Source organism: Parasynechococcus sp., assembly GCF_045559935.1.
Classification (GTDB): Bacteria; Cyanobacteriota; Cyanobacteriia; order PCC-6307; family Cyanobiaceae; genus Parasynechococcus.
In genome coordinates this window covers 1-20,670 of sequence record NZ_JBJLJL010000009.1, presented here as the reverse complement: position 1 = coordinate 20,670, position 20,670 = coordinate 1, and the positions used below count along the sequence as shown (strand labels likewise).

At 62.5% G+C, this 20,670-nt stretch carries 17 protein-coding genes and 1 tRNA gene; 8 read left to right on the top strand and 10 right to left on the bottom strand.

The window, feature by feature from the left end; translation table 11 throughout:
* Positions 1 to 39: 39 nt before the first annotated feature.
* Both ACJ0G7_RS09380 and ACJ0G7_RS09375 read right to left on the bottom strand, forming a co-directional pair.
* Positions 40 to 1,590, bottom strand: coding sequence for a SulP family inorganic anion transporter (locus tag ACJ0G7_RS09380; RefSeq protein ID WP_407395900.1), 1,551 nt, complete (start codon positions 1,588 to 1,590; stop codon positions 40 to 42).
* A gap of 34 nt (positions 1,591 to 1,624) precedes the next feature.
* The gene (locus ACJ0G7_RS09375; protein ID WP_407395899.1) at positions 1,625 to 2,806 is read right to left on the bottom strand and encodes an FAD-binding oxidoreductase; all 1,182 of its coding nucleotides are present in this window, start codon (positions 2,804 to 2,806) and stop codon (positions 1,625 to 1,627) included.
* Positions 2,807 to 2,866: 60 nt separating this feature from the next.
* Between ACJ0G7_RS09375 and ACJ0G7_RS09370 the strand changes: the two genes are divergently transcribed.
* A complete protein-coding gene (locus tag ACJ0G7_RS09370) occupies positions 2,867 to 3,955 on the top strand; it encodes a sirohydrochlorin chelatase (protein ID WP_043691755.1) in 1,089 nt (362 codons plus the stop codon).
* 391 nt (positions 3,956 to 4,346) lie between these two features.
* On the top strand, positions 4,347 to 4,613 hold the full coding sequence (locus tag ACJ0G7_RS09365; RefSeq protein ID WP_043691758.1) for a DUF2811 domain-containing protein: 267 nt from the start codon (positions 4,347 to 4,349) through the stop codon (positions 4,611 to 4,613).
* On the opposite strand, the gene ACJ0G7_RS09360 is transcribed toward ACJ0G7_RS09365, so the two are convergent.
* From ACJ0G7_RS09360 to ACJ0G7_RS09335, 6 genes are all read right to left on the bottom strand, one after another.
* Entirely contained in the window at positions 4,594 to 6,237 is a 1,644-nt protein-coding gene (locus ACJ0G7_RS09360) for a GMC oxidoreductase (protein ID WP_407395897.1), read from the bottom strand. The two genes, ACJ0G7_RS09365 and ACJ0G7_RS09360, sit on opposite strands and share 20 nt — an antisense overlap.
* A gap of 58 nt (positions 6,238 to 6,295) precedes the next feature.
* A tRNA-Met gene (locus tag ACJ0G7_RS09355) sits at positions 6,296 to 6,372 on the bottom strand.
* Between the two features lie 48 nt (positions 6,373 to 6,420).
* Complete coding sequence (locus ACJ0G7_RS09350; RefSeq protein WP_043691761.1) at positions 6,421 to 7,398, bottom strand: asparaginase; 978 nt, start codon at positions 7,396 to 7,398, stop codon at positions 6,421 to 6,423.
* Between the two features lie 18 nt (positions 7,399 to 7,416).
* Positions 7,417 to 7,911, bottom strand: coding sequence for a CGLD27 family protein (locus ACJ0G7_RS09345; protein WP_043691768.1), 495 nt, complete (start codon positions 7,909 to 7,911; stop codon positions 7,417 to 7,419).
* Positions 7,908 to 8,282, bottom strand: coding sequence for a ribosome silencing factor (gene rsfS / locus ACJ0G7_RS09340; protein ID WP_043691771.1), 375 nt, complete (start codon positions 8,280 to 8,282; stop codon positions 7,908 to 7,910). Before rsfS ends, ACJ0G7_RS09345 begins: the two co-directional genes overlap by 4 nt.
* Entirely contained in the window at positions 8,275 to 8,910 is a 636-nt protein-coding gene (locus ACJ0G7_RS09335) for a DUF3318 domain-containing protein (RefSeq protein WP_043691773.1), read from the bottom strand. Before ACJ0G7_RS09335 ends, rsfS begins: the two co-directional genes overlap by 8 nt.
* A gap of 115 nt (positions 8,911 to 9,025) precedes the next feature.
* On the opposite strand from ACJ0G7_RS09335, the gene carB reads away from it, so the two are divergent.
* From carB to ACJ0G7_RS09315, 4 genes are all read left to right on the top strand, one after another.
* Complete coding sequence (gene carB / locus ACJ0G7_RS09330) at positions 9,026 to 12,340, top strand: carbamoyl-phosphate synthase large subunit (protein ID WP_407395895.1); 3,315 nt, start codon at positions 9,026 to 9,028, stop codon at positions 12,338 to 12,340.
* A gap of 513 nt (positions 12,341 to 12,853) precedes the next feature.
* The gene (locus ACJ0G7_RS09325; RefSeq protein ID WP_407395893.1) at positions 12,854 to 15,790 is read left to right on the top strand and encodes an Ig-like domain-containing protein; all 2,937 of its coding nucleotides are present in this window, start codon (positions 12,854 to 12,856) and stop codon (positions 15,788 to 15,790) included.
* 69 nt (positions 15,791 to 15,859) lie between these two features.
* Complete coding sequence (locus tag ACJ0G7_RS09320) at positions 15,860 to 16,498, top strand: DUF3386 domain-containing protein (RefSeq protein ID WP_407395956.1); 639 nt, start codon at positions 15,860 to 15,862, stop codon at positions 16,496 to 16,498.
* A 60-nt stretch (positions 16,499 to 16,558) separates the two neighbouring features.
* A complete protein-coding gene (locus ACJ0G7_RS09315; RefSeq protein ID WP_407395955.1) occupies positions 16,559 to 17,908 on the top strand; it encodes an alanine/glycine:cation symporter family protein in 1,350 nt (449 codons plus the stop codon).
* A 22-nt stretch (positions 17,909 to 17,930) separates the two neighbouring features.
* On the opposite strand, the gene ACJ0G7_RS09310 is transcribed toward ACJ0G7_RS09315, so the two are convergent.
* Both ACJ0G7_RS09310 and ACJ0G7_RS09305 read right to left on the bottom strand, forming a co-directional pair.
* A complete protein-coding gene (locus ACJ0G7_RS09310) occupies positions 17,931 to 18,170 on the bottom strand; it encodes a DUF6447 family protein (protein ID WP_043691783.1) in 240 nt (79 codons plus the stop codon).
* 49 nt (positions 18,171 to 18,219) lie between these two features.
* A complete protein-coding gene (locus tag ACJ0G7_RS09305) occupies positions 18,220 to 19,965 on the bottom strand; it encodes an ABC transporter ATP-binding protein (RefSeq protein ID WP_043691785.1) in 1,746 nt (581 codons plus the stop codon).
* A 40-nt stretch (positions 19,966 to 20,005) separates the two neighbouring features.
* Between ACJ0G7_RS09305 and ACJ0G7_RS09300 the strand changes: the two genes are divergently transcribed.
* Together ACJ0G7_RS09300 and ACJ0G7_RS09295 are read left to right on the top strand one after the other, a co-directional pair.
* A complete protein-coding gene (locus tag ACJ0G7_RS09300) occupies positions 20,006 to 20,203 on the top strand; it encodes an RNA-binding S4 domain-containing protein (RefSeq protein ID WP_043691788.1) in 198 nt (65 codons plus the stop codon).
* A gap of 31 nt (positions 20,204 to 20,234) precedes the next feature.
* Positions 20,235 to 20,670 (top strand): triose-phosphate isomerase (locus ACJ0G7_RS09295; protein WP_407395954.1); only part of this gene is annotated, 436 nt, incomplete at its 3' end.

The window sequence follows — 20,670 nt, the reverse complement described above, 5'->3', positions numbered from 1 at the left end:
GTCATCGTCCTGCGCCCGAGTGACACCCCCCAACGCTGATCAGGCGTGAGCACTCTCCTGACCACCGATCCGCTCGAACAGATCGAGGCTTTCCTCGTTGAGACCGACCACCGAGACCGCTGAACCGCCGACGCGGAACTTGCGGATCACCTGGTCGAGAGCCGCCACGCCACTCTGATCCCAGATGTGAGCGGAGGACATGTCGATGCTGATCCTGGCCGGGTGATCGTGCAGATCGAATCCCTGCACGAAATAGATCTTGCTGACGAAGAACAACTGTCCCTTGACGCGGTAAAGCCGCTCGTCGTCGCTGAGATCGACCGTTTCCACCTGAATCACCTTGGCCACCTTGCGGCTGAACAGGATCCCCGCCAGAGCGACGCCGGCCAGCACACCAAGGGCCAGGTTGTGGGGGGTGGTGAGCATCGTCACCGCAAACGTCATCAGCATCACGGAGGTATCGCTCTTCGGAATGCGGCGGATGTTGCGCAGTCCGTTGAGATCCGCCGTGCTGACGGCGATGCTGATCATCACGGCCACGAGAGCCGCCATCGGGATCTGCTTCAGCCAGGGGCCGGCCAGCAGGATCATCGCCAGAAGGCTCACACCGGAGAAGAACGTGGAGAGCCGCGTGCGCCCGCCGTTGTCGACGTTCATCACCGACTGACCCACCAGCGCGCAGCCCGCCATGCCACCGAACAGGGAGGAGACGATGTTGGCGATGCCCTGCCCGCGGGCCTCGACGTTTTTGTCCGTGGTGGTGTCCGTCTTGTCGTCGAGGATGTCCTGGGTCAGGAAGGTTTCCATCAGACCCACCAGGGAGATCGCCAGCGCCGTGGGAAGCACCATCCCGAGCGTGTCGAGATTGAAGGGGACGCCCCCCTCCCCGAACGGCAGGCTGAAGGAGGGAAGTCCGGAAGGCAGCGCCCCGAGGCTGCTGACGGTTGGAATCTCGAAGCCGAACCCGATGCTGATGGCGGTCAGCACGATGATCGCCACGAGCTGAGAGGGCACCACCCGCGTCAGTCGCGGCAGGCCATAGATGATCACCAGTCCGATCAGCACGAGCACGAGCACGATCGGGATCTGCCCCCCGTGGGGAAGTCCGGCAGTGGCCTCACCGTGATGAACATCCAGCCCAAGCTGCGGGAGCTGCGCCTGGAAGATCAGCAGCGCGAGCGCATTCACGAAACCGCTGAGAACACCCTGAGGAACGAATCGCATCTGATAGGCCAGACGCAGATAGGCCCACAGGAACTGCAGGACTCCAGTCAGCAACCCAGCCACCATCAGGTACTGCACACCCAGACCGGCCCCCCTGGCCTCCCCGGTGGCCACCAGACCGGTCATCAGCAGCGCGGTGGAGCCGGTGGCGGAGGTGATCATCGCCATGCGCCCCCCCACCACCGCGATGGTGAGCGAGAGACAGAACGCACCGAACAATCCGACGGCGGGATCCACCCCGGCGATGCCGGAGAAGGCGATCGCCTCCGGAATCATCGCGAACGCCACCACAAGACCGGAAAGGAGATCCCTGCTCGGATTGGCGAACCATTGATTCACCAGCGAAGGACTGGAGCGTTGGGCCATGCTCTGTGACGCCGCGGGCAGCGGCGACCGTAGATCACAGCTGAGGCAGGTTGCCGGCGGGATCCAGACGTGCCTTCAGCAGCCGCAACTCCGACAGCCAGGGACCGAAGGCCAGCTCCAGTTCCCGTTGGTGAAAAGGCAGATGGTCATGCAGCTGGGCCAGGTGAACACCGGGACAGACTGTCTGGAGCAGCGCCCAGACCTCCTCGAGCCAGGCCAGGCTTCGCTCACGCGCCTCGGAATCGCCGGCCGACCAGACCGCCGTGATCCAGGGTTTCCAGACCGCATCGCGGTGCCGGAACGCCGAGGCATTGACCGGCACTCTCGCGGTGGCTCCACCGAGCTGCTGGGCCGACAGGCTGCAGAAACCGTCCGGGCTCCGGCGCATCAGCCTGGTCAGATCCGGCACCAGACGCCCCCAGCCCGCAGCAGCTGCCGGACCCAGCAGACCGACGACCTCACCATGGCGACGGTTTCCATCAACCGGAGACGATGCCAGCGAGGGCAGCTGATGCTGGCCGGCGATGGGCACTCCCCCCTCAAACGGCTCCAGGCTCACCTGCAGCCCCTGCACCTCGGATCCGCGCCAGCACCACTGCAGCGATTGCACATCGGGCCAGGACTCCGCCTCGGCGATCCACTCCCCAAGCTGTTCCGGCGGACCGGAACGCCGTGCCACCCATAGCGGAGTCAGCGGCAGACAGGCCAGCGTGACGTCGGTGACGATCGCCAGAAACGGTGCTGCACCGCACAGGGCCCGCCACTCCGGATGATCTGAAGGCTGCAGCGCGAAGCAGCGGCCGTTGCCCCAGACGCCGCGGATCTCGCTGAGCTGGTCGATGGCGAGTCCCCGGCGACGACTCAGAGGTCCCATGCCTCCGGTCAGCACATACCCCATGCCGGGATGCCCCGACAGGCCGGCCGTGATCGTGAGACCCTCAGCCGCCAGCACCTCGAGCAGCGACCCCATGGTCCGCCCCGCACCGACCCGCACCGTCGTGCGATCAGGGGACAGCGTGAGGTCCTGGAATCCAGGACGCAGATCGAGACTCCAGCAGCCGTCGACAGCGCAGCGGGAACTGGTGCCGCCACTGCAGACCCTCAGCGGACGGGGGCCACTCCAGGCCTGCAGCAGGGACGGCAAGTCGTCTGCCTGCGGAGAGATCACACCGGCGATGGCCGCATCAGCCGCCTGGAGATTGAACAGATCCGACATGCACAGCTGGCCCCGCTTCGGCGAATAGGGTCAACCCATTCGATCAGTGGACCCAACGTCTTGACGGATCTCAGCACCGCAGGCTCCGAGGACAAGCTCGGGGTGCTGATCTGCGGCCATGGCAGCCGCAACCGTCTGGCGGTGGAGGAATTCGCCGGAATGGTCGAACAGCTGCGGCCTCGGCTGGCCCCGATGCCTGTCGAACACGGCTATCTCGAATTCGCCCGCCCGATCCTGCGCGACGGCCTTGAGGCGCTCAGGCAGCAAGGGGTGAACCGCATCCTGGCGATCCCGGCGATGCTCTTCGCGGCAGGGCATGCCAAGAACGACATCCCTTCGGTGCTCAACACCTACACGGCGGAAACCGGCCTTCCGATCGATTACGGGCGAGAGCTCGGTGTCGATCGCCTGATGGTGGCGGCAGCGGGAGCCAGGGTCCGAGAGGCGATCGAGCGTCAGAGCGATGACGTACCGCTCTCGGAAACGCTTCTGGTGGTTGTCGGACGGGGATCCTCCGATCCCGATGCCAACTCCAATGTGGCCAAGGTGACGCGAATGCTTGTTGAGGGCTTCGGTTTCGGCTGGGGGGAAACGGTGTATTCAGGGGTGACCTTTCCGCTCGTGGAGCCCGGACTGCGCCACGTCGTCAGGCTCGGCTTCCGCCGCATCGTGGTCGTGCCGTACTTCCTGTTCTCAGGTGTCCTGGTGAGCCGCATCCGTCAGCACACCGAACGGGTGGCCCAGGACCACCCGGGGATCAACTTCATCTCCGCCGGGTATCTGGGTGACCACCCCCTGGTGCTGGAGACCTTCCGCGAGCGGGTGGACGATGTTCTCCGAGGTGACACCGCCATGAACTGCTCGCTCTGCAAGTACAGAGCACAGGTGCTGGGCTTTGAACAGGACGTCGGTCGGGTTCAGGAGAGTCACCATCACCACGTGGAGGGACTGGCGGAGAGCTGCACCCTCTGCGAACGGGAGTGCACCGGCGCCTGCCAGCCGGATGGAACCCCGATCGCTCACACCCATGCGCACGGTCACGACCATGAGCACGGACACGACCATGCGCATCACCCCCCTTATCCCCACAGCGGCCACCCCCTCGGCCCGGCGAGTCTCGAACGTTCCGATTCCTCACAGAAGTCTTAAGAGATAACCCTGGTCCGGACGCACGGATCGGCCGGTTCTCGCGGGGGACAGCTTGGATTTTTCCGCCGATGAGATTTTCTGATCAGTCCATGGCAGCCGGCGTTGTCCCCGCCTTTTCCACAGGCTGCTGAACAGCAGCCTCCCCGGGCTCCAGTGATGCCAGCCATCTCGTCCGGCGCTGTGGGGAAGCCTCTTAACCCTCCGGAAAGGTTGACAAGTGCTGTGATGGTGCTCAACCGCGGATCAGCCGCGGGCCCTGGCAACAAGACCCCTATCCGTCACTGCTGTCTCATACAGTCTCAAGCGAATTTCCCAATTCGCTCACCCTTTTGACGCAGGACGGCCCGATGTGGCTTTCTTATTCGCAGTACGGGTTGAGCGACCTGCCTTGATGGACAGAAATCACCTTGAGCGATGCCATGACATGGGATTGGCCGCGACGACGACAGAGACAGTTCCGGCGTACGTGAGTCTCGAAACAGAGATCCCGGAAGTCCTCTACCGAGGGATGAAGGAGTTCATCGGAGGCCACCCCCACTGGGATCAGTACCGCGTGATGAGTTCCGCGCTCGCCCATTTTCTGTTTCAGAACGGCTGCGAGGACCATGCCGTGATGGAGCGCTACCTGGACGACCTGTTCAGCCGCCCCGAGAGCTGAGAGCTCTGCTGCAGGCGCGCCGGGCGATGGCCATCATCGTCAGGGTCGGGCTCTGCCAGGCCGAGGTCGGCCAGCAGGCTCCATCCACCACCAGCACATTCCGACATCCCCAGAGCCGGTTGTCCGGGTCCACGACACTCTCGGAGGCCTGCTTCCCCATGGCGGCTCCACCCACTTCGTGGATGTAGTAACCCGGAGGAGCTGCCTGCTTCGACAGGGCGACAGCGCCGCCGAGAAGCGGTTCCACGAAAGGAAGGTGAAACAGTTCCCGGATCTCCAGCGCCTGCCCGTCGGCGGCTTCGATGCACTCCGCCATGGTCCGCTGCATATGCGTCACCATCGCCCGTTCCGACTCGCCCCAGCGACAGTCGATGTGGGGCACCGTCACCCCCCATCGATCGGTTCTGTCGCTCAGCGTCACACGGTTCTCAAGCCGCGGTTCCACTTCACCGTGGCCGATCAGGAAGCCGGTGACCGTGCCGGGACGCCGCTGCAACCACGTCGGCGGATCGAAACGGCCGATGCCTCCCCAGAGTCCGTAACCGCCCTGGAACGACGCTTGGGAGAGATGACGCCCAAACGGCAGAAAGAAGCTTCCAGCTCCGCTGAGAGGCGGTTGCGGCCGCTCCCCGGAACCCGGCATGGCGAAGAACTGACTGGTGGAGACATGGTCCATCAGACGGGTCCCGAGCCGCCCTGAGGGATCTACCGCAGCACCTCCTGATGAGAACTGACGTGTCCGCAGCAGGATGGACAGGGTCTGAATCGTCGAGGCGCACAGGATGACGAGATCAGCACTCAGCGTTCTGCGCTCGCCGTTGGTCTGGTCAACGGCGACCACCGCGGTCGCCGTTGACGCATCCGCACTCAGACAGAGCCGCTCGACCATCTGATCGGCCATGACTTCAACGCGTCCGGTGGCGATCGCCCGCTGCAGCGTGCTGCCTCGGCTGCTGGAAGCTGGCCAGTCATCCGTCCGCTGCGGAGCATGAGGCGCGAATCCCCGCGACTGAATCACGGCATGGCCAAGACGTTCGCGGACCGCCTCAGCGAAGCGCAGCTCGGCGTCGGTGCTCGGCAGCGCATCTGACATGACACCGTCGGGAAGCTGAGCCAACCCATCCCTGGCACCGAAGACCCCGAGCTGCCGCTCCAGATCGCTGTAGTGCTGCTCCAGATCAGCAAAGCCGATCGGCCAGCGGATCACGCCTTCCTTGCTGCGGATCCCCGCGAAATCCTCGTCCGAGAGCCGCAGAGTGATGCCCCCCCAGGTGAGGCTGCGGCCTCCCACCTGCCAACCCCGGGTCCACAGGAACGGGCGCTCGACAGGGTGCTCATAGGGATGACGGCGTTCATCCGCATACAGCTCCGGGTTGGCCTTCCAGTAGCCGGGATGCTGCGCCTGACGGCGATGCCGGCCGCTGCTGATCCCCGCGAGCCGACGCAGCATGTTTCCGACCGGGGTTCCGAAGGCCACCGCACGGCTCAGATCCGGACCTGCCTCCAGCACCAGCACCCTGGCGCCCCCCTCGGCGAGAGTCATGGCAGCGACACCACCGCTCGCTCCGGAGCCGACGACGATCGCATCCCAGCTGGCGTTGACGTGCTCAGAAGAAGAGCTCACAGGCAACGGATCCGGTACAAAAAAAGATCCCCGAAGGGATCTTCAATCCAAACAGAAGTGGTGGCGGGGGGGAGATTTGAACTCCCGACCTTCGGGTTATGAGCCCGACGAGCTACCAGACTGCTCTACCCCGCGTTGCCCTCTGAAATCATACACATCGGTGTCGCCGGACACAGAATCCTTTCAGCTTTGCTGGAACTGCAGAGAACCGTTCACCTCGAGGTGCACGCCGGGATTCAGGATCAGAACCTGCTCTTCGAGCTCCTGAAGGCTCATGGGCGTGAGCCATTCCAACTGACGCAGCAGATGCAGCGCCACAGCCTGTTTGGCACGTCTTGAGCCGTCTTCCACCTTGATGGCGACCCCAAGGCCCTCACCGATGCGGCTGAGGCACTGAATTCCCTCGGCGCCTCCCTTGGAGAGCACCTGACCATGGCTTCGTCCCATCAACTCGGTGTCGAAGCGGCCGGCACCGGCCACAAGATCAGAATGCGCCAGCATCGCCCGGCTGATCTGCTCCAGTTCCGCATGGCGCGAAGCCCCGAGATGGGCATAGAGAAGCGCCATCTGCGCCAGCTGCAGTCGCAGGGTCGGAGCACCGCAGTCATCCCGTGCCGCCACCAGCTCCGCTGCCGGCAGCCCCAGCAGTTCCGCCACCCTCCGGTTCACCTCCTTCTGCAGCGGATGGTCGCTCTGCAGGTAGCTGTCGAGGGGCCAGGCCATTTTTCGACTCGTGGCCAGGAAGGCGGCGTGTTTGCCGGAGCAGTTGTGCTGCAACGGGCTGTCGGACCCTTCAGGAACGGGGCACTGCAGATGGGAGGCCTCCAGCTCAGCATTCCAGAGCAGCCTGAACGCCTCACGGGCATGCTCATTGCTGCCGGAGTGGGACGCGCAGCTGATGGCGATGCCCCGATCACCGGCCTCCATCTGGGCAGCGGCCCCACTGCTGAGAAACGGCAGGGCCTGGAACGGTTTCAGAGCGGAGCGGATGAAAGTCTCGTAGCCGGGATCACCGGCAGACATCAGAACCCGTCCGCGCCCGTCACAGACAACTGCGTGCACCCTGTGCTTTGACTCGCCGATGCAGCCGCGGCAGAGGGTCACCTCCAATGGCGCAGTCCCGGAGCGTGATGCGCCGCTGAAACCGGAGGAGAGGGGCATCCTCGAACGAGCCTCGTTTCAGAGAGCCTGACAGAGGCTCGCCCCCCCCAGCATGAGTGCGGCGGCCAGGGCCATGGCACGTGCCAGCCGACCCAGGATCGGCCTCACCTCATGCCGGGCCACGAGCTGATCCTTCTCACGCCAGGACACGGGCTTCTCCCACGTCTGCCCGTCGTACCAGCCTGACTCCTCGTAATCCACCGATTCAGCCAGCAGGCGGCGCATCACGTAGGTCCAGCCAAGCCACTGGCGCATCAGCAGAAACAGAGGCAGAACCAGCGCTGCCACGGAAGCTGCCATCACCAGCCGCGGTGGGTCGCCACGCAGCGTCCAACTGCCGCTGGCGATCAGCGTGCACACGGGAAGCATCAGCAACCATGCCGTTGCCAGACGCCAGCGCAGCCGTGGGTTAGCCCCGGCAGGCCAGGAGAAGAACCAGGATTCCGTCAACTGCTGGAACTCCTCCAGTGGACGCTGCTCGGGAGGAACCGGACAGGCGACGGACTCGGTCATGACCCCGCAGGAACATCCTGCGGCGAACCTAGAAACACCCGGGTCTCGCCGTGGCTCCAGAAGGCCTCGAGGTCGTAATACCCCCGCTCATCGGGCATGAGCACATGAACGATGAGTTCGCCGTAATCGAGCAGCGCCCATCGCCCCTCATTCAATCCTTCCTTTCGCAGCGGGAGTCGCTCCGCTTCGGTCTCCAGCCGGTCCTCGACCGAGCGAGCGATCGCCCGCACCTGCACATCCGACTGTCCCCCTGCGATCACCAGCCAGTCGGCCAGGCTTGAAACCTCGTCGACTCGGATCAGACGGATGTCCGTGGCCTTGCGGTCGTCACAGGCATCCGCAGCGAGCTCGGCAAGCTGTTCACTATCCATAGACGTTTTCGCTGGTGACGGAACTGCGGGATCCCTCCTGCTGGGCCATCTCGGCACGCGCCTTGCTGGCACTCTTACGCAGCGCCTCCAGGCGATCTTCATAGAAGCTGCGACGGCGCTTCTTGCGGGTCTGTTCCACCAGCTCCTTCAGCGCACCACCCAGACTGCGGTAGGCGTTCGGAACGCTGTATCCGAATCGGCAGGCCAGGTCGATGGCCCGCTCGTCTGCGGTGATCGCATCCTGCAGACGCTTCTCGGAATTGTTCTTGAGGTAGAGGCGGTAACCGGCGAAACCCGAGAGCCCCAGGGCCATCAACAGCAGAAGGCCGTCCTGAACCCAGAGTTCGCCGATGGCACCACCCAAACCGATGGCGAGGGCAGCCATCTCCCAGCCATCCCTGGGGATCGTGTCGTTCTGAATGCGACCGACCTCATGCCAGAAGAGCAGGTTGCGGTGATCGAGAGCCATGCTGTCCCACTTTTCAAGATCCACCTGGATCTCGACCTCATCGCGGCCGATCTCTTCAAGGGTGATCAGCGGCGGGTCCACAGCGGCAGCAGACTCGACGAACACCCAGCTCTGCATTTCCGGTGGCAGCAGCCCCTTGAGGCGCTGGAGCTCACTCATCGCGTCTGGGTTCCTTTGATGTGTCAAAGGTAGCGAGGCCCCGGTCCCTCACCGTTCATGCCGTGGGGGAACAGCTGCGTGAGAGGCTTTCAATGTCTGGCCCAGAACGACCTCCATGCCCCGGCGGACCGATCTGCAACGCATCCTTCTGCTGGGATCAGGCCCGATCGTGATCGGCCAGGCCTGCGAGTTCGATTACTCCGGAACCCAGGCCTGCAAAGCTCTCCGCGCCGAGGGATACCAGGTGATCCTGGTCAATTCCAACCCGGCATCGATCATGACCGATCCGGACATGGCGGATCGGACCTACATCGAGCCGCTCACCCCGGATCTCGTGACGCAGGTGATCGAACGGGAACGTCCCGACGCCCTGCTGCCGACCATGGGCGGGCAGACCGCCCTGAATCTGGCGGTGACCCTGGCCGAGAACGGAACACTGGAGCGTTTCGGTGTCGAGCTGATCGGTGCCGATCTGCAGGCGATTCAGAAAGCCGAAGACCGCCTGCTGTTCAAGCAGGCGATGGAACGGATCGGCGTCAGGGTCTGTCCCTCCGGGATCGCCTCGTCCCTGGAGGAGGCTGAGGCCGTGGGTGCCGCCATCGGCAGTTTTCCCCGCATCATCCGTCCCGCCTTCACCCTGGGGGGCAGCGGCGGTGGGATCGCTTACAACCCGGAGGAATATGCGGCGATCTGCAAGAGCGGACTGGAGGCAAGCCCGGTTTCGCAGATCCTGATCGAGCAGTCCCTGCTGGGCTGGAAGGAATTCGAACTGGAGGTGATGCGCGATCTGGCCGACAACGTCGTGATCGTCTGCAGCATCGAAAACCTCGACCCGATGGGGGTTCACACCGGAGACTCGATCACGGTGGCCCCGGCCCAGACCCTGACGGATCGGGAATACCAGCGACTGCGCGACCAGTCGATCGCGATCATCCGCGAGATCGGGGTCGCCACCGGCGGCAGCAACATCCAGTTCGCCGTCAATCCCGTGAACGGCGATGTGGTGGTGATTGAAATGAACCCCAGGGTGAGCCGGTCCTCCGCCCTCGCCAGCAAGGCCACAGGCTTTCCGATCGCGAAGATCGCCGCTCGCCTCGCCGTTGGATACACCCTCGACGAGATCCTCAACGACATCACCGGCAAAACGCCGGCCTGCTTCGAGCCCACGATCGATTACGTGGTCACCAAGATCCCTCGCTTCGCCTTCGAGAAGTTCCGCGGAAGTCCGGCGATTCTCACCACGTCGATGAAATCGGTCGGGGAAGCGATGGCCATCGGACGCTGCTTCGAGGAGTCCTTTCAGAAGGCGATGCGATCTCTCGAGATCGGCCGGTCCGGCTGGGGCTGCGATCGACCGGAACCGGAGATCTCCGAGCGAGAGATCGACCGTCTGCTTCGGACCCCATCCCCGGAACGGATTCTCTGGGTTCGCACAGCGATGCTGCTCGGACGCAGTGATGACGACCTGCACAGGATCAGCGGGATCGACCCCTGGTTCCTGGCGAAGCTGCGACGGCTGATTGATGCGGAGCAACAGCTGCTGACGGGACGTGCCTTGGCGAGCCTGGATGCGGAGGAGCTTCTCCAGCTCAAACAACTCGGCTTCTCCGACCGGCAGATCGCCTGGGCGACCGATTCCACGGAGTTGGCGGTTCGGGATCGGCGGCAGACCCTGGGGGTGAACCCGGTGTTCAAGACCGTCGACACCTGTGCCGCGGAATTCGCCTCGACGACGCCTTACCACTACTCCACCTACGAGAGGCCGCTGCAGAAGCTCAATGACGCCGGTGAGCTGATCACGATGCCCCCTTCGAATGAGGTGCACAGCTCCGGATCAGGTCGTCGAATGATGATCCTCGGAGGTGGACCGAACAGGATCGGCCAGGGCATCGAGTTCGACTACTGCTGCTGCCACGCCTCCTTCGCGGCCCAGGAGAAAGGAATCAGCACCGTGATGGTGAACAGCAACCCAGAGACGGTCTCCACCGACTACGACACCAGCGACAGCCTCTACTTCGAGCCGCTCACCCTGGAGGATGTGCTGAACGTGATCGAGGCGGAGCACCCCGATGGCGTGGTGGTGCAGTTCGGCGGTCAGACCCCGCTCAAACTGGCGATCCCCCTGCTTGAGTGGCTGGACACGGACGCGGGACGTGCCACCGGGACACGCATCTGGGGCACCTCACCGGAATCGATCGATCGCGCTGAAGACCGGGAACAGTTCGAGGCGATCCTCAGAACCCTGGAGATCCGCCAGCCGAGAAACGGCCTCGCCCGCAGTGAAGAGGAAGCCCGGAACGTCGCCACCAGGGTTGGGTACCCGGTGGTGGTCCGACCCTCCTATGTGCTGGGAGGGCGCGCCATGGAAGTGGTGTTCGACGAAGAGGAACTGAACCGCTACATGCGTGAAGCGGTTCAGGTGGAGCCCGATCACCCGGTGCTGATCGATCAGTACCTGGAAAACGCCGTGGAAGTGGATGTCGACGCACTCTGCGACAGGGAAGGCAACGTGGTGATCGGTGGCTTGATGGAGCACATCGAGCCGGCTGGCATCCACTCCGGGGATTCCGCCTGCTGCCTGCCCTCCGTTTCCCTCGGCGAAGAAGCCCTTGCGATCATTCGCGAGTGGAGCCGCGGGCTGGCCCTGGCACTCAAGGTGGAAGGACTGATCAACCTGCAGTTCGCCGTCCAGCGTGACAGCGAAGGACGGGAAATCGTCTACATCATCGAAGCCAACCCAAGAGCATCCCGCACGGTGCCGTTTGTCGCCAAGGCCACGGGGCAGCCACTGGCACGGATCGCCACACGCCTGATGGCGGGCGAAACCCTGGCCGAAGTCGGTTTGAATCATGAACCCAAGCCGCCCTTGCAGACCATCAAGGAAGCTGTGCTGCCGTTCCGACGCTTTCCCGGCGCGGACACGGTCCTGGGACCGGAGATGCGTTCCACCGGTGAAGTGATGGGTTCCGCCGACAGTTTCGGCATGGCGTACGCCAAGGCTGAGCTGGGGGCTGGTGAAGCCCTTCCAACCGGTGGAACCGTGTTTCTCTCAACCCATGACCGGGACAAACAGGCGCTGATCCCGGTCGCTGCCAGGTTGATCGAGCTCGGCTTCTCGGTGATCGCCACCTCCGGCACCGCCAACGCCCTCGCGGACGCCGGCCTGGCGGTGACATCCGTGCTCAAGGTGCACGAAGGGCGCCCGAACATCGAGGATCTGATTCGCTCGAAACAGGTGCAGCTCGTCATCAACACACCGATTGGCCGCCAAGCCGCGCACGATGACAAGTACCTGCGACGTGCCGCCCTTGATTACGCCGTGCCGACCGTGACAACGCTGGCAGGTGCACGGGCCGCCGTGGAAGCGATCGCGGCCCTTCAGGGCCAGCCCACGCTGAGCATCCATGCGTTGCAGGATGTCCACAGCTGACCGGCCTGACGAGCAACCGGATCAGCAACAAGCATGAAAAGCCGCACAGACGCAGACAGCGCGATCATGTCATCCAGTGCGTTTGTCACCGACGATGTATTCAGTGGCCCGAATGAAAGCATGTTGCTAATCTGATCAAGATTAGCCCTTAATGTCGTGAAAACAGGCTTAACCTCACGACAACCCAATTGGATCAATAATAACGGCGATATTTTATTACTCCAATCATCCGCCTCAGCCAGTGATCATCTGAACAGCAATCAGGCACTGTCAGGTCAGGACGACGATCAAACAAGCCCTCTCGATCCGATCGTCCGGATCGGAAGCGTGGATGCGCCTTCTGCAACGAGCATTGAGAGGGTCATCACGATCCCCATCGACATCACAAAACTCGATGACGGGATCACATCGATCAACGGTTTCAATATCAAGGTTCATTATGATTCATCGGCCTTAAATCTCATTCAAAGCGAGGAAGAGTCGCTCGAGATCCTCGCCGACAACATCCCCCTGATGGATGCCATCTCACAGCTGAGTGGTTCGGCTGCCGGCTGGCTTGTGGATGAAGCGACGGAACAGAGCGGAGAGGGTGCTTCCAAGCTCACCGCAATAGCGGGAATGCTGACGGAAACAGCGACGGGGGGGGTGTTCCACATCGTCGGCGCCGGTCCTGTGGGCCTGTCAGTGGATGATGCCGAGAGCATCAGTGAGTCCAATCCCCTCCATCTGGGCAGCCTCGTCTTCCGGGTACCGGCAGGAACCCTGGATCAGAGCATCGATCTGGATCTTCGGCTGGAAGAGGTCCTGATCACGGGATCGACGCAAGATCAGATCTCGGCGACTCTCACCACCACAGAGGTCATCGATGGTGTCCTCACATTGCAGAGCCAGGCCTCAACAACAGACACGACACCACCCAGCGTCAAGCTGACCCACTCCACGCTGACCACCTCGGCAACAGCCATCGTCACCGCCGTCCTGTCTGAAGGATCAGAGGATTTTTCTGCCGCCGACCTGATCGCCACCGGGGGCGAAATCAGCGATTTCAATCGGATCAGCGCAACGGAATACACGGCCCTGTTCACACCGACCCCCCAGAGCAGCGTCAATGGCACCGTGACCATCGGTGCCGGAGCGTTCTCCGATGCCGCGGGAAATCTGAACACAGAGAACGAGCTGGTCACGATCACGGTGAACACCTCGATCCCATGGGTCTCGCTCACAACAACCGACGACAAACTGACGGCAGGAGAGACCGCCCTGATCGGCGCCACACTTTCGGAGGTCTCCGAGGATTTCGGCGAAGACGATCTCGATGTCAGCGGCGGGGTGCTCTCCGATTTCACTCAGGTGAACGAGCTTCGGTACACCGCGTTGTTCACACCGGCAGCGGACAGCACCAGCGATGGTGTGATTTCCGTTGCCATCGGGGCCTTCACCGATCTGGAGGACAACAGCAACGCCACGGCCTCCGAGATCTCCATGGACGTGGAGACCACCGTTCCATCCGTCGTTTTGACAGCAAGTGGACTGGGATCCGATGCGATGCTCACCGTCGGGGAAAGCGCCACGATCTCCGCGCAACTGTCGGAACGTTCGCTCACCTTCACGGAAGACGACCTGATCGTGAGCGGCGGCGAGCTCAGCGACTTCCAGGCCATCAGCACCAGCCTCTACACCGCGACGTTCACCCCCTCCGTCAACAGCACGACCACCGGGATCGTGCAGGTGAATGCGGCAACGTTCTCCGACTTTGCAGGCAATGACAATGCCGACGACACAACCCTGTCCATCCCTGTTGAAACAACGGAGCCTTTTCTGGTCTTCACCAGCTCAGAAGACAACTTGAAAGCTGGCGAAACCGCAACGATCACCATCACGCTCTCGGAGGAGTCTCCGGATTTTTCCCAGGACTCTCTGCTGATCCAGGGAGGAGAACTGTCCCAACTGCAAGCCAGCAGTGCCACGTCTTACTCCGGCATCTTCACACCATCCGCTGAAAGCACCGCCGAAGGCCTTCTCTCCATCGCCATCGGGGAATTCTCAGATCTTGCCGGAAACACCAATAGCGCGGATGCCGAGATCAATCTCACGGTGGAAACCACCGTGCCGACCATCTCCTTCAGCAGCAGCGATGACATTCTGACGGCGGGAGAGAAAGCCACGATCCGAGCAACCCTCTCAGAGCCGATCGCCACCTTTTCCGCAGACGACCTCCGCGTCAGCGGAGGTCAGATTTCAGATTTCGGTAAAGCCACATCCAGCTTCAACAAGATCAGCGATTCGGAATACAGCTTCAACACCGTCAGTGACACGGAATACACCTTCGTCATGACGCCGACGCCGGACAGCACGGATGATGCCTCCGTCTTTCTGGATGCCAACACCCTCACGGATGCTGCTGGAAATTCCAACACCGCATCAGCCGACATTGTGATGACTGTGGAAACAACCATTCCAACTGTCGCGCTGAGCAGCAGCGATCCAACTCTGACGATCGGTGAATCAACGATCTTGGCGGCGGAACTCTCGGAACCTTCCTTTGATTTCACATTGGATGACTTCAACGTCAGTGGCGGTGCACTCACGGATTTCACCGTTGTGAATGCCTCGCAATACACAGCATTGTTCACCCCTTTCTCCGATACCACAACCACAGCTAGTGCTGTGATTGAAGCCGGCAGCTTTTCGGATGCCGCCGGAAATCAGAACATCCAAGCTGAGTCGCTGATGCTCACGATTGACACGATCGCACCGGAACTCACCCTCAGCAGCTACCGCTCAACCCTCGGCATCGGTGAAAGCACACAGATCCGGTTCACGCTGTCAGAACCCTCCAGTGATTTCGGACTCGACGATGTCTCTGTAAGCGGCGGAACCCTTTCAGCACTCTCCGGTGAAGGCACAACCTTTGAGGCCACCTTCACTCCCATGGTCAATGTCACGACAACAGCAACCTTGAAGGTGCTTGAAGAGAGATTCAGCGATACCTACGGCAATGGCAATCTCGCTTCAGACACGATTGCCATCGATGTGGACACCCTGATCGAGGCACCACCCATCCCCAACCGACCCCGACCCAGACAGTTGGGGCATCCAGAGCTGGGCACGTCCGCCGCCATCAATCTGTCTGATCTCGTGACAGGGACGGCCCAGAGACAATCCGCCGAGGACATCCTCACTTACCTCGACGACACCGTCGCCGGTCTTTTTCAAGGGATCGCGCCATCTCTCGAGGAAGCCGACATTGATGGCGATGGGCAGCTCCATCCCTTCACCGATGGCATGGTCCTCTCGCTCTATGCGACATCAGCCGCTCTCGATGTTTCTGATTCTCAGCAGCTCATCTACGTCCCCGGTGCCTGGGAAGACAGTCTCGAAACGGGTGTGCCCATCGTGAAGTCGCTGCTGGAGTCATCCTTCGGAACATTCCAGAACACTGCAGGCTGAACGCCACCGACGCTGGCTGGATAGGGTTGGTTGAGCTGCAGAACCGTCGTGACCACATCCGCACCTGTGATGCCCGGAAGTGATCTGAAAACCGCCTTCCAACGCTGCTACGAGAATCGTTACACCTGGGAGCCAGGCTTCCAGGGTTACCGCGGCCGCTGCCTCTGGTTGCAGGGGGATCGCCAGGTTGAAGGCACATTCGAAGTCGGAGCCGACCTGAAGGCCCAGGTGCAGGGGATCGAGGATGCTGAGGTGTTGAAAGCCGTGAATTCCCAACTCTGGGAAGTCGCCATCCATCGGGTGCGACGCAGCTTTGAGCAGACCCATGGTGAGAACACCTTCACCGCTGGCGACACCGATGCGGTGGGCACTGAGGTGATCGTGGGCGGCAAGAATGAAGGCGATCGTTATCGCATCAAGGACGACGTTGTGACGATGGTGCATCGACACATCCATGGAACGGTTGTGACGATCTTCACCACGGATGTCACAGACACGGGAGCCGGCTACCTCAGCCACACGTACACCAGCGCTTATGCCGACCCTGCCACCGGCGAGGCCCGCGGTGCGCGCAACAGGTTCACGGATACCTTCACCCAGCTTCCCGACGGAGGCCCCTGGGTGCTGCAGGAGCGCGTGATCGAGATCGATAACGATCCCGATGATGGCGGCCAGACCTTCCGCTTCGAAGATCTTCAAGCGCTTTGATTGGATTGCAGCAGCTGATCAGCTGTGACACCATCTCCAAACGTTTCGGCTTTGGTGGTGATGGAATTGAACGGTGCCATTGAGGCCATCAACAGCCCGATTAATTCATTCGTCTGGGGGCCGCCAACGGTCACGCTGATCGCTCTCACCGGCATCGTGCTGATGGTGGGTCTGCAGTTCATGCCGCTGCAGCGGCTGTTCTACGGCGTCCGCATGATGCTGCGACCGGCGGCCGGTCTCAAGGAAGGCGAGATCACGCCGTTCCAGGCCCTGATGACGTCGCTGTCGGCGACCATCGGCACCGGAAACATCGCGGGTGTTGCCGGTGCCATCGCCGTGGGTGGACCCGGTGCGGTCTTCTGGATGTGGGTGATCGCCGTCTTCGGCATCGCCACGAAATACGCCGAAGCGGTTCTGGCGGTGCAGTTCCGTGAAACCGATGAGCGCGGAAATCATGTCGGCGGCCCGATGTATTACATCCGCAACGGCCTTGGTGAGCGATGGAGCTGGATGGCCGGTCTGTTCGCCCTGTTCGGCATGCTGGCCGGATTCGGAATCGGCAACGGCGTCCAGGCCTTTGAAGTCTCTTCCGCCCTGGAAAGCGCCGGTGTTCCGAGATTGCTCACCGGCATCGTCCTGGGCGTTCTGGTCTTCGCCGTTGTGATCGGAGGCATCCGCAGGATCGCCCAGGCCGCTTCAGCCATCGTGCCGCTGATGTCTGTTCTCTACGTGGGTGCCTGCCTGGTGGTGCTGGCCCTCAATGCCGGTGCGATTCCTGATGCCCTTGGCACGATCTTCACCAACGCCTTCAGCGGCGAAGCTGCCGCAGGCGGAGCCTTCGGGCAGGTGGTTCTGATGGGCTTCAAACGAGGCATCTTCTCCAATGAAGCCGGTCTGGGCAGTGCGCCGATCGCCCATGCCGCGGCCCGGACCGATGATCCCGTCCGTCAGGGAACGGTGGCCATGCTCGGCACCTTCATCGACACCCTGGTGATCTGCACCATGACAGCTCTGGTGATCATCACCACCAAGGCCTACACGGTGATGGACAGTGCCGGTGAACGGCTGAGCGGAGCGACCCTTTCGATCACGGCCTTCAACAGCGGCCTCCCCGGCAGCGGCGTCGTTGTCACCCTGGGACTGATCGTGTTCGCCTTCACCACGATCCTCGGCTGGAGCTTCTACGGAGAGCGCTGCACGAGTTATCTGTTCGGCGAAGCGGCTGTTCTGCCCTTCCGTCTGTTCTGGGTCGCCATGGTCGTGTTTGCGTCCGTGGCTGGAACCGGGGGAGCTCTCTGGGGTGTCGCCGACACTCTCAACGGCCTGATGGCGCTCCCGAATCTTGTAGCGCTGCTGCTGCTCAGCGGAACGGTGTTCCGCCTCTCCAGGTCCTACAACTTCAGGGCCTGAGGAGAGGCGGATGTCCAGAGGGTCAACCCTGACCCTCTGGCAGAGGCGTGACGTTCTGGAGCTTCTCATTCAGCTGCATCGCCAGGCTCTGTCGTCCCACCGCCAGCACCTTGAGGGTGTCCTCATGCATGCGCAGCTGGGCGTCAGCCACCTGCATTCCCCGCACCAGTTCCTTCAGATCATCAGGGAGGGTGTTGAGGTCGTATCGCTTGCCCTCGAAGGTGAGCACGGGGTTGGGATTGTTCGCTGCGGAGTCAGTCATCAGTCGCTGCCGGGAGTGATCGGATCCGGCATGCCGACTTTAAGAGCGTTCAGCCGTTCTGCAGATCACGGATGAACTGTCGTTCGCACAGATCCCGGTAACGACCACCGCGCTGCATCAGCGCATCGTGCGTGCCCCGATCGACGACCCGTCCCTGTTCCAGCACCACGATCTGGTCCGCTTCCTGCACCGTGGCGAGACGATGCGCGATCACCAGCACGGTGCGGCCGGCCATCGCCTGTTTCAAGCCAAGCTGCACCGCTGCTTCGGCTTCTGCATCCAGAGCGCTGGTGGCCTCATCCAGCAGCAGCAGGGATGGATTCCCGAGCACGGCTCTGGCAATCGCGATCCGCTGCAACTGACCGCCCGAAACATTGCTGCCGCGTTCCTCCAGCTGAGTGCCATAGCCGTGAGGCAAGGCCCGGATGAAGTCATCGGCATTGGCCAGCCTGGCGGCCTGCTCCACGTCCTCATCCGAGGCCGGCCGGCCGAAACGGATCGCCTCGGCAACGCTTCCGGAGAACACCGTCGTGCGCTGGGGAACCAGCGCAACCTGACGGCGCAGATCCCGCGCCCGCAATCGGCTGAGGTCATGACCGTCGAGGAGGATCCGCCCCTGCTGCACGGTGTTGAACCGCAGCAGAAGCGAGAACAGGGTGCTCTTGCCCGCTCCGGAGGGGCCGACAAGCGCAAGCACCTCTCCGGCCTGCACACTCAGATCAACCGACCGCAGCACAGGCTGTGCGGGGTCATACCCAAAGGACACCTGCTCCAGCTTGAGATCTCCCTGCAGGCATCCGATGGAAACGGCGTTCACCGGATCCGGGGGCTCCTGTGGTTCCTGTTCGATCTGGCGAAGACGCCGCAGTGAAGCCTGTCCCTGCTGAAATTCGTTGAAGTTGTTGGTGACATGGGCGATCGGATCGATCAGCACGACGAGGCCCGTCAGATAACTGCTGAGACCGTTGATGTCCAGATCCCCGCTCTGAATACGGGCTGCTCCCATCGCCAGAACGGCGAACAGGCCCGCGACCTCGATGCTGCCGACGACCGGATGCTGCAACGCCACCAGGCTGTAGGTGAGATGACGGGCCTGACGGTGCTGGTCGATCTCCCCTTCGAAGCGATCCTGAAGCCAGCTCTCGGCGGCGAAGGCCCGAACCAGCGGCAGACCTTCGATCGCCTCCCCCAGCAGACCCGCCAGCTCGCTCACCTTTTTCTGGCTGCGTTCCGTGGCCACCATCACCCGGGCCCCGAAGAGGCTGATCAGCCACACGATCACCGGTGCCAGCAGCAGGATCGCCGTGGTGAGCTTCCAGTCGAGCCAGAGCATGACGCCGAGAACAGCCAGAAGCTGCAGCAGGCTGGGAAGGGTGTCGTGAATGGTCTTGTAGAGAACCTCACTGACCCGATCCGCATCCTCCGTGAGCCGATAGGTGAGATCACCCGCCGACAGTTTCTCCAACGCTCCGAGCTCCACCGTCTGCAACCGGCGGAACAGATCACTGCGCAGTCGCTGACTCACCTGAAGGGCAGGACCGGCCAGCAGGGAATCCTGACCGAACTGGGCCAGCTTCTGCACCGCGAAGATGACCAGCGCCAGTCCGATCAACCCCAGAACCCTGTTGAGATCGCCTGAGCCAAGCGCTGGGAACAACTGACCGGCCAGACGGATCAGCAGCGGGAAACTTCCCACGTAGATGAGCATGCACAGCACACCCCAGCTGAGCTGTCGCAGGTGGGGGCGCAGCAGCGGCAGCAGCCGGCGGAATCCGGCCTGGGAGGGGGTGAACATCCCGGCACAGTATCAATGTTGTGACACACGCCCGTGGGCGATGAAGCTCGATCAGTACCTGAAGTGGAAGGGCTGGGTCTCCACCGGTGGAGAGGCGAAACAGCGCATCCAGAACGGCGAGGTCAGCGTCAACGGCACGGTGGAGACCCGCCGTGGACGCCAGCTGGCGGAGGGGGACCGGGTCAGCCTGGCCGGAGAGGACGGTGTCGTCGGGGAGGCCACAACGATCGCGCCGTAAGTTGGCCCGCAGTTCTGCAGAGGATCTGGGCGTGCGCAGACGGGTGATCGCCGGCAACTGGAAGATGCACATGACCTGTGCCCAGGCCAGGGACTACATGGGTGTGTTCCTGCCGCTGATCGAAGCGACACCGGACGACCGCCATGTGGTGCTGGCTCCTCCCTTCACAGCCATCTCAACGATGGCAGGCCTGGCCGACGGCAGTCGGGTGCAGCTGGCCAGTCAGAATGTGCACTGGCAGGCCGAGGGTGCCTTCACAGCTGAGATCTCCGCCGAGATGCTGCTGGAGCACAAGGTGCGCTACACGATCGTTGGCCACAGCGAGCCGCGCAAGTATTTCAGTGAGAGTGATGAGCAGATCAACCACAGGGCCCGGTGCGCCCAGGCCAACGGACTGATCCCGATCGTCTGTGTCGGCGAGAGCGATCAGCAGCGGGAACGCGGGGAAGCTGAACGGGTGATCCGTC

Coding starts and splice junctions, on each gene's coding strand:
- ACJ0G7_RS09380 (WP_407395900.1), bottom strand. CDS start 1,590: ATGGCCCAACGCTCCAGTCCTTCGCTGGTGAATCAATGGTTCGCCAAT.
- ACJ0G7_RS09375 (WP_407395899.1), bottom strand. CDS start 2,806: ATGTCGGATCTGTTCAATCTCCAGGCGGCTGATGCGGCCATCGCCGGT.
- ACJ0G7_RS09365 (WP_043691758.1), top strand. CDS start 4,347: ATGGACAGAAATCACCTTGAGCGATGCCATGACATGGGATTGGCCGCG.
- ACJ0G7_RS09350 (WP_043691761.1), bottom strand. CDS start 7,398: ATGCCCCTCTCCTCCGGTTTCAGCGGCGCATCACGCTCCGGGACTGCG.
- ACJ0G7_RS09345 (WP_043691768.1), bottom strand. CDS start 7,911: ATGACCGAGTCCGTCGCCTGTCCGGTTCCTCCCGAGCAGCGTCCACTG.
- rsfS (WP_043691771.1), bottom strand. CDS start 8,282: ATGGATAGTGAACAGCTTGCCGAGCTCGCTGCGGATGCCTGTGACGAC.
- ACJ0G7_RS09335 (WP_043691773.1), bottom strand. CDS start 8,910: ATGAGTGAGCTCCAGCGCCTCAAGGGGCTGCTGCCACCGGAAATGCAG.
- carB (WP_407395895.1), top strand. CDS start 9,026: ATGCCCCGGCGGACCGATCTGCAACGCATCCTTCTGCTGGGATCAGGC.
- ACJ0G7_RS09325 (WP_407395893.1), top strand. CDS start 12,854: ATGGATGCCATCTCACAGCTGAGTGGTTCGGCTGCCGGCTGGCTTGTG.
- ACJ0G7_RS09320 (WP_407395956.1), top strand. CDS start 15,860: ATGCCCGGAAGTGATCTGAAAACCGCCTTCCAACGCTGCTACGAGAAT.
- ACJ0G7_RS09315 (WP_407395955.1), top strand. CDS start 16,559: ATGGAATTGAACGGTGCCATTGAGGCCATCAACAGCCCGATTAATTCA.
- ACJ0G7_RS09310 (WP_043691783.1), bottom strand. CDS start 18,170: ATGACTGACTCCGCAGCGAACAATCCCAACCCCGTGCTCACCTTCGAG.
- ACJ0G7_RS09305 (WP_043691785.1), bottom strand. CDS start 19,965: ATGTTCACCCCCTCCCAGGCCGGATTCCGCCGGCTGCTGCCGCTGCTG.
- ACJ0G7_RS09300 (WP_043691788.1), top strand. CDS start 20,006: ATGAAGCTCGATCAGTACCTGAAGTGGAAGGGCTGGGTCTCCACCGGT.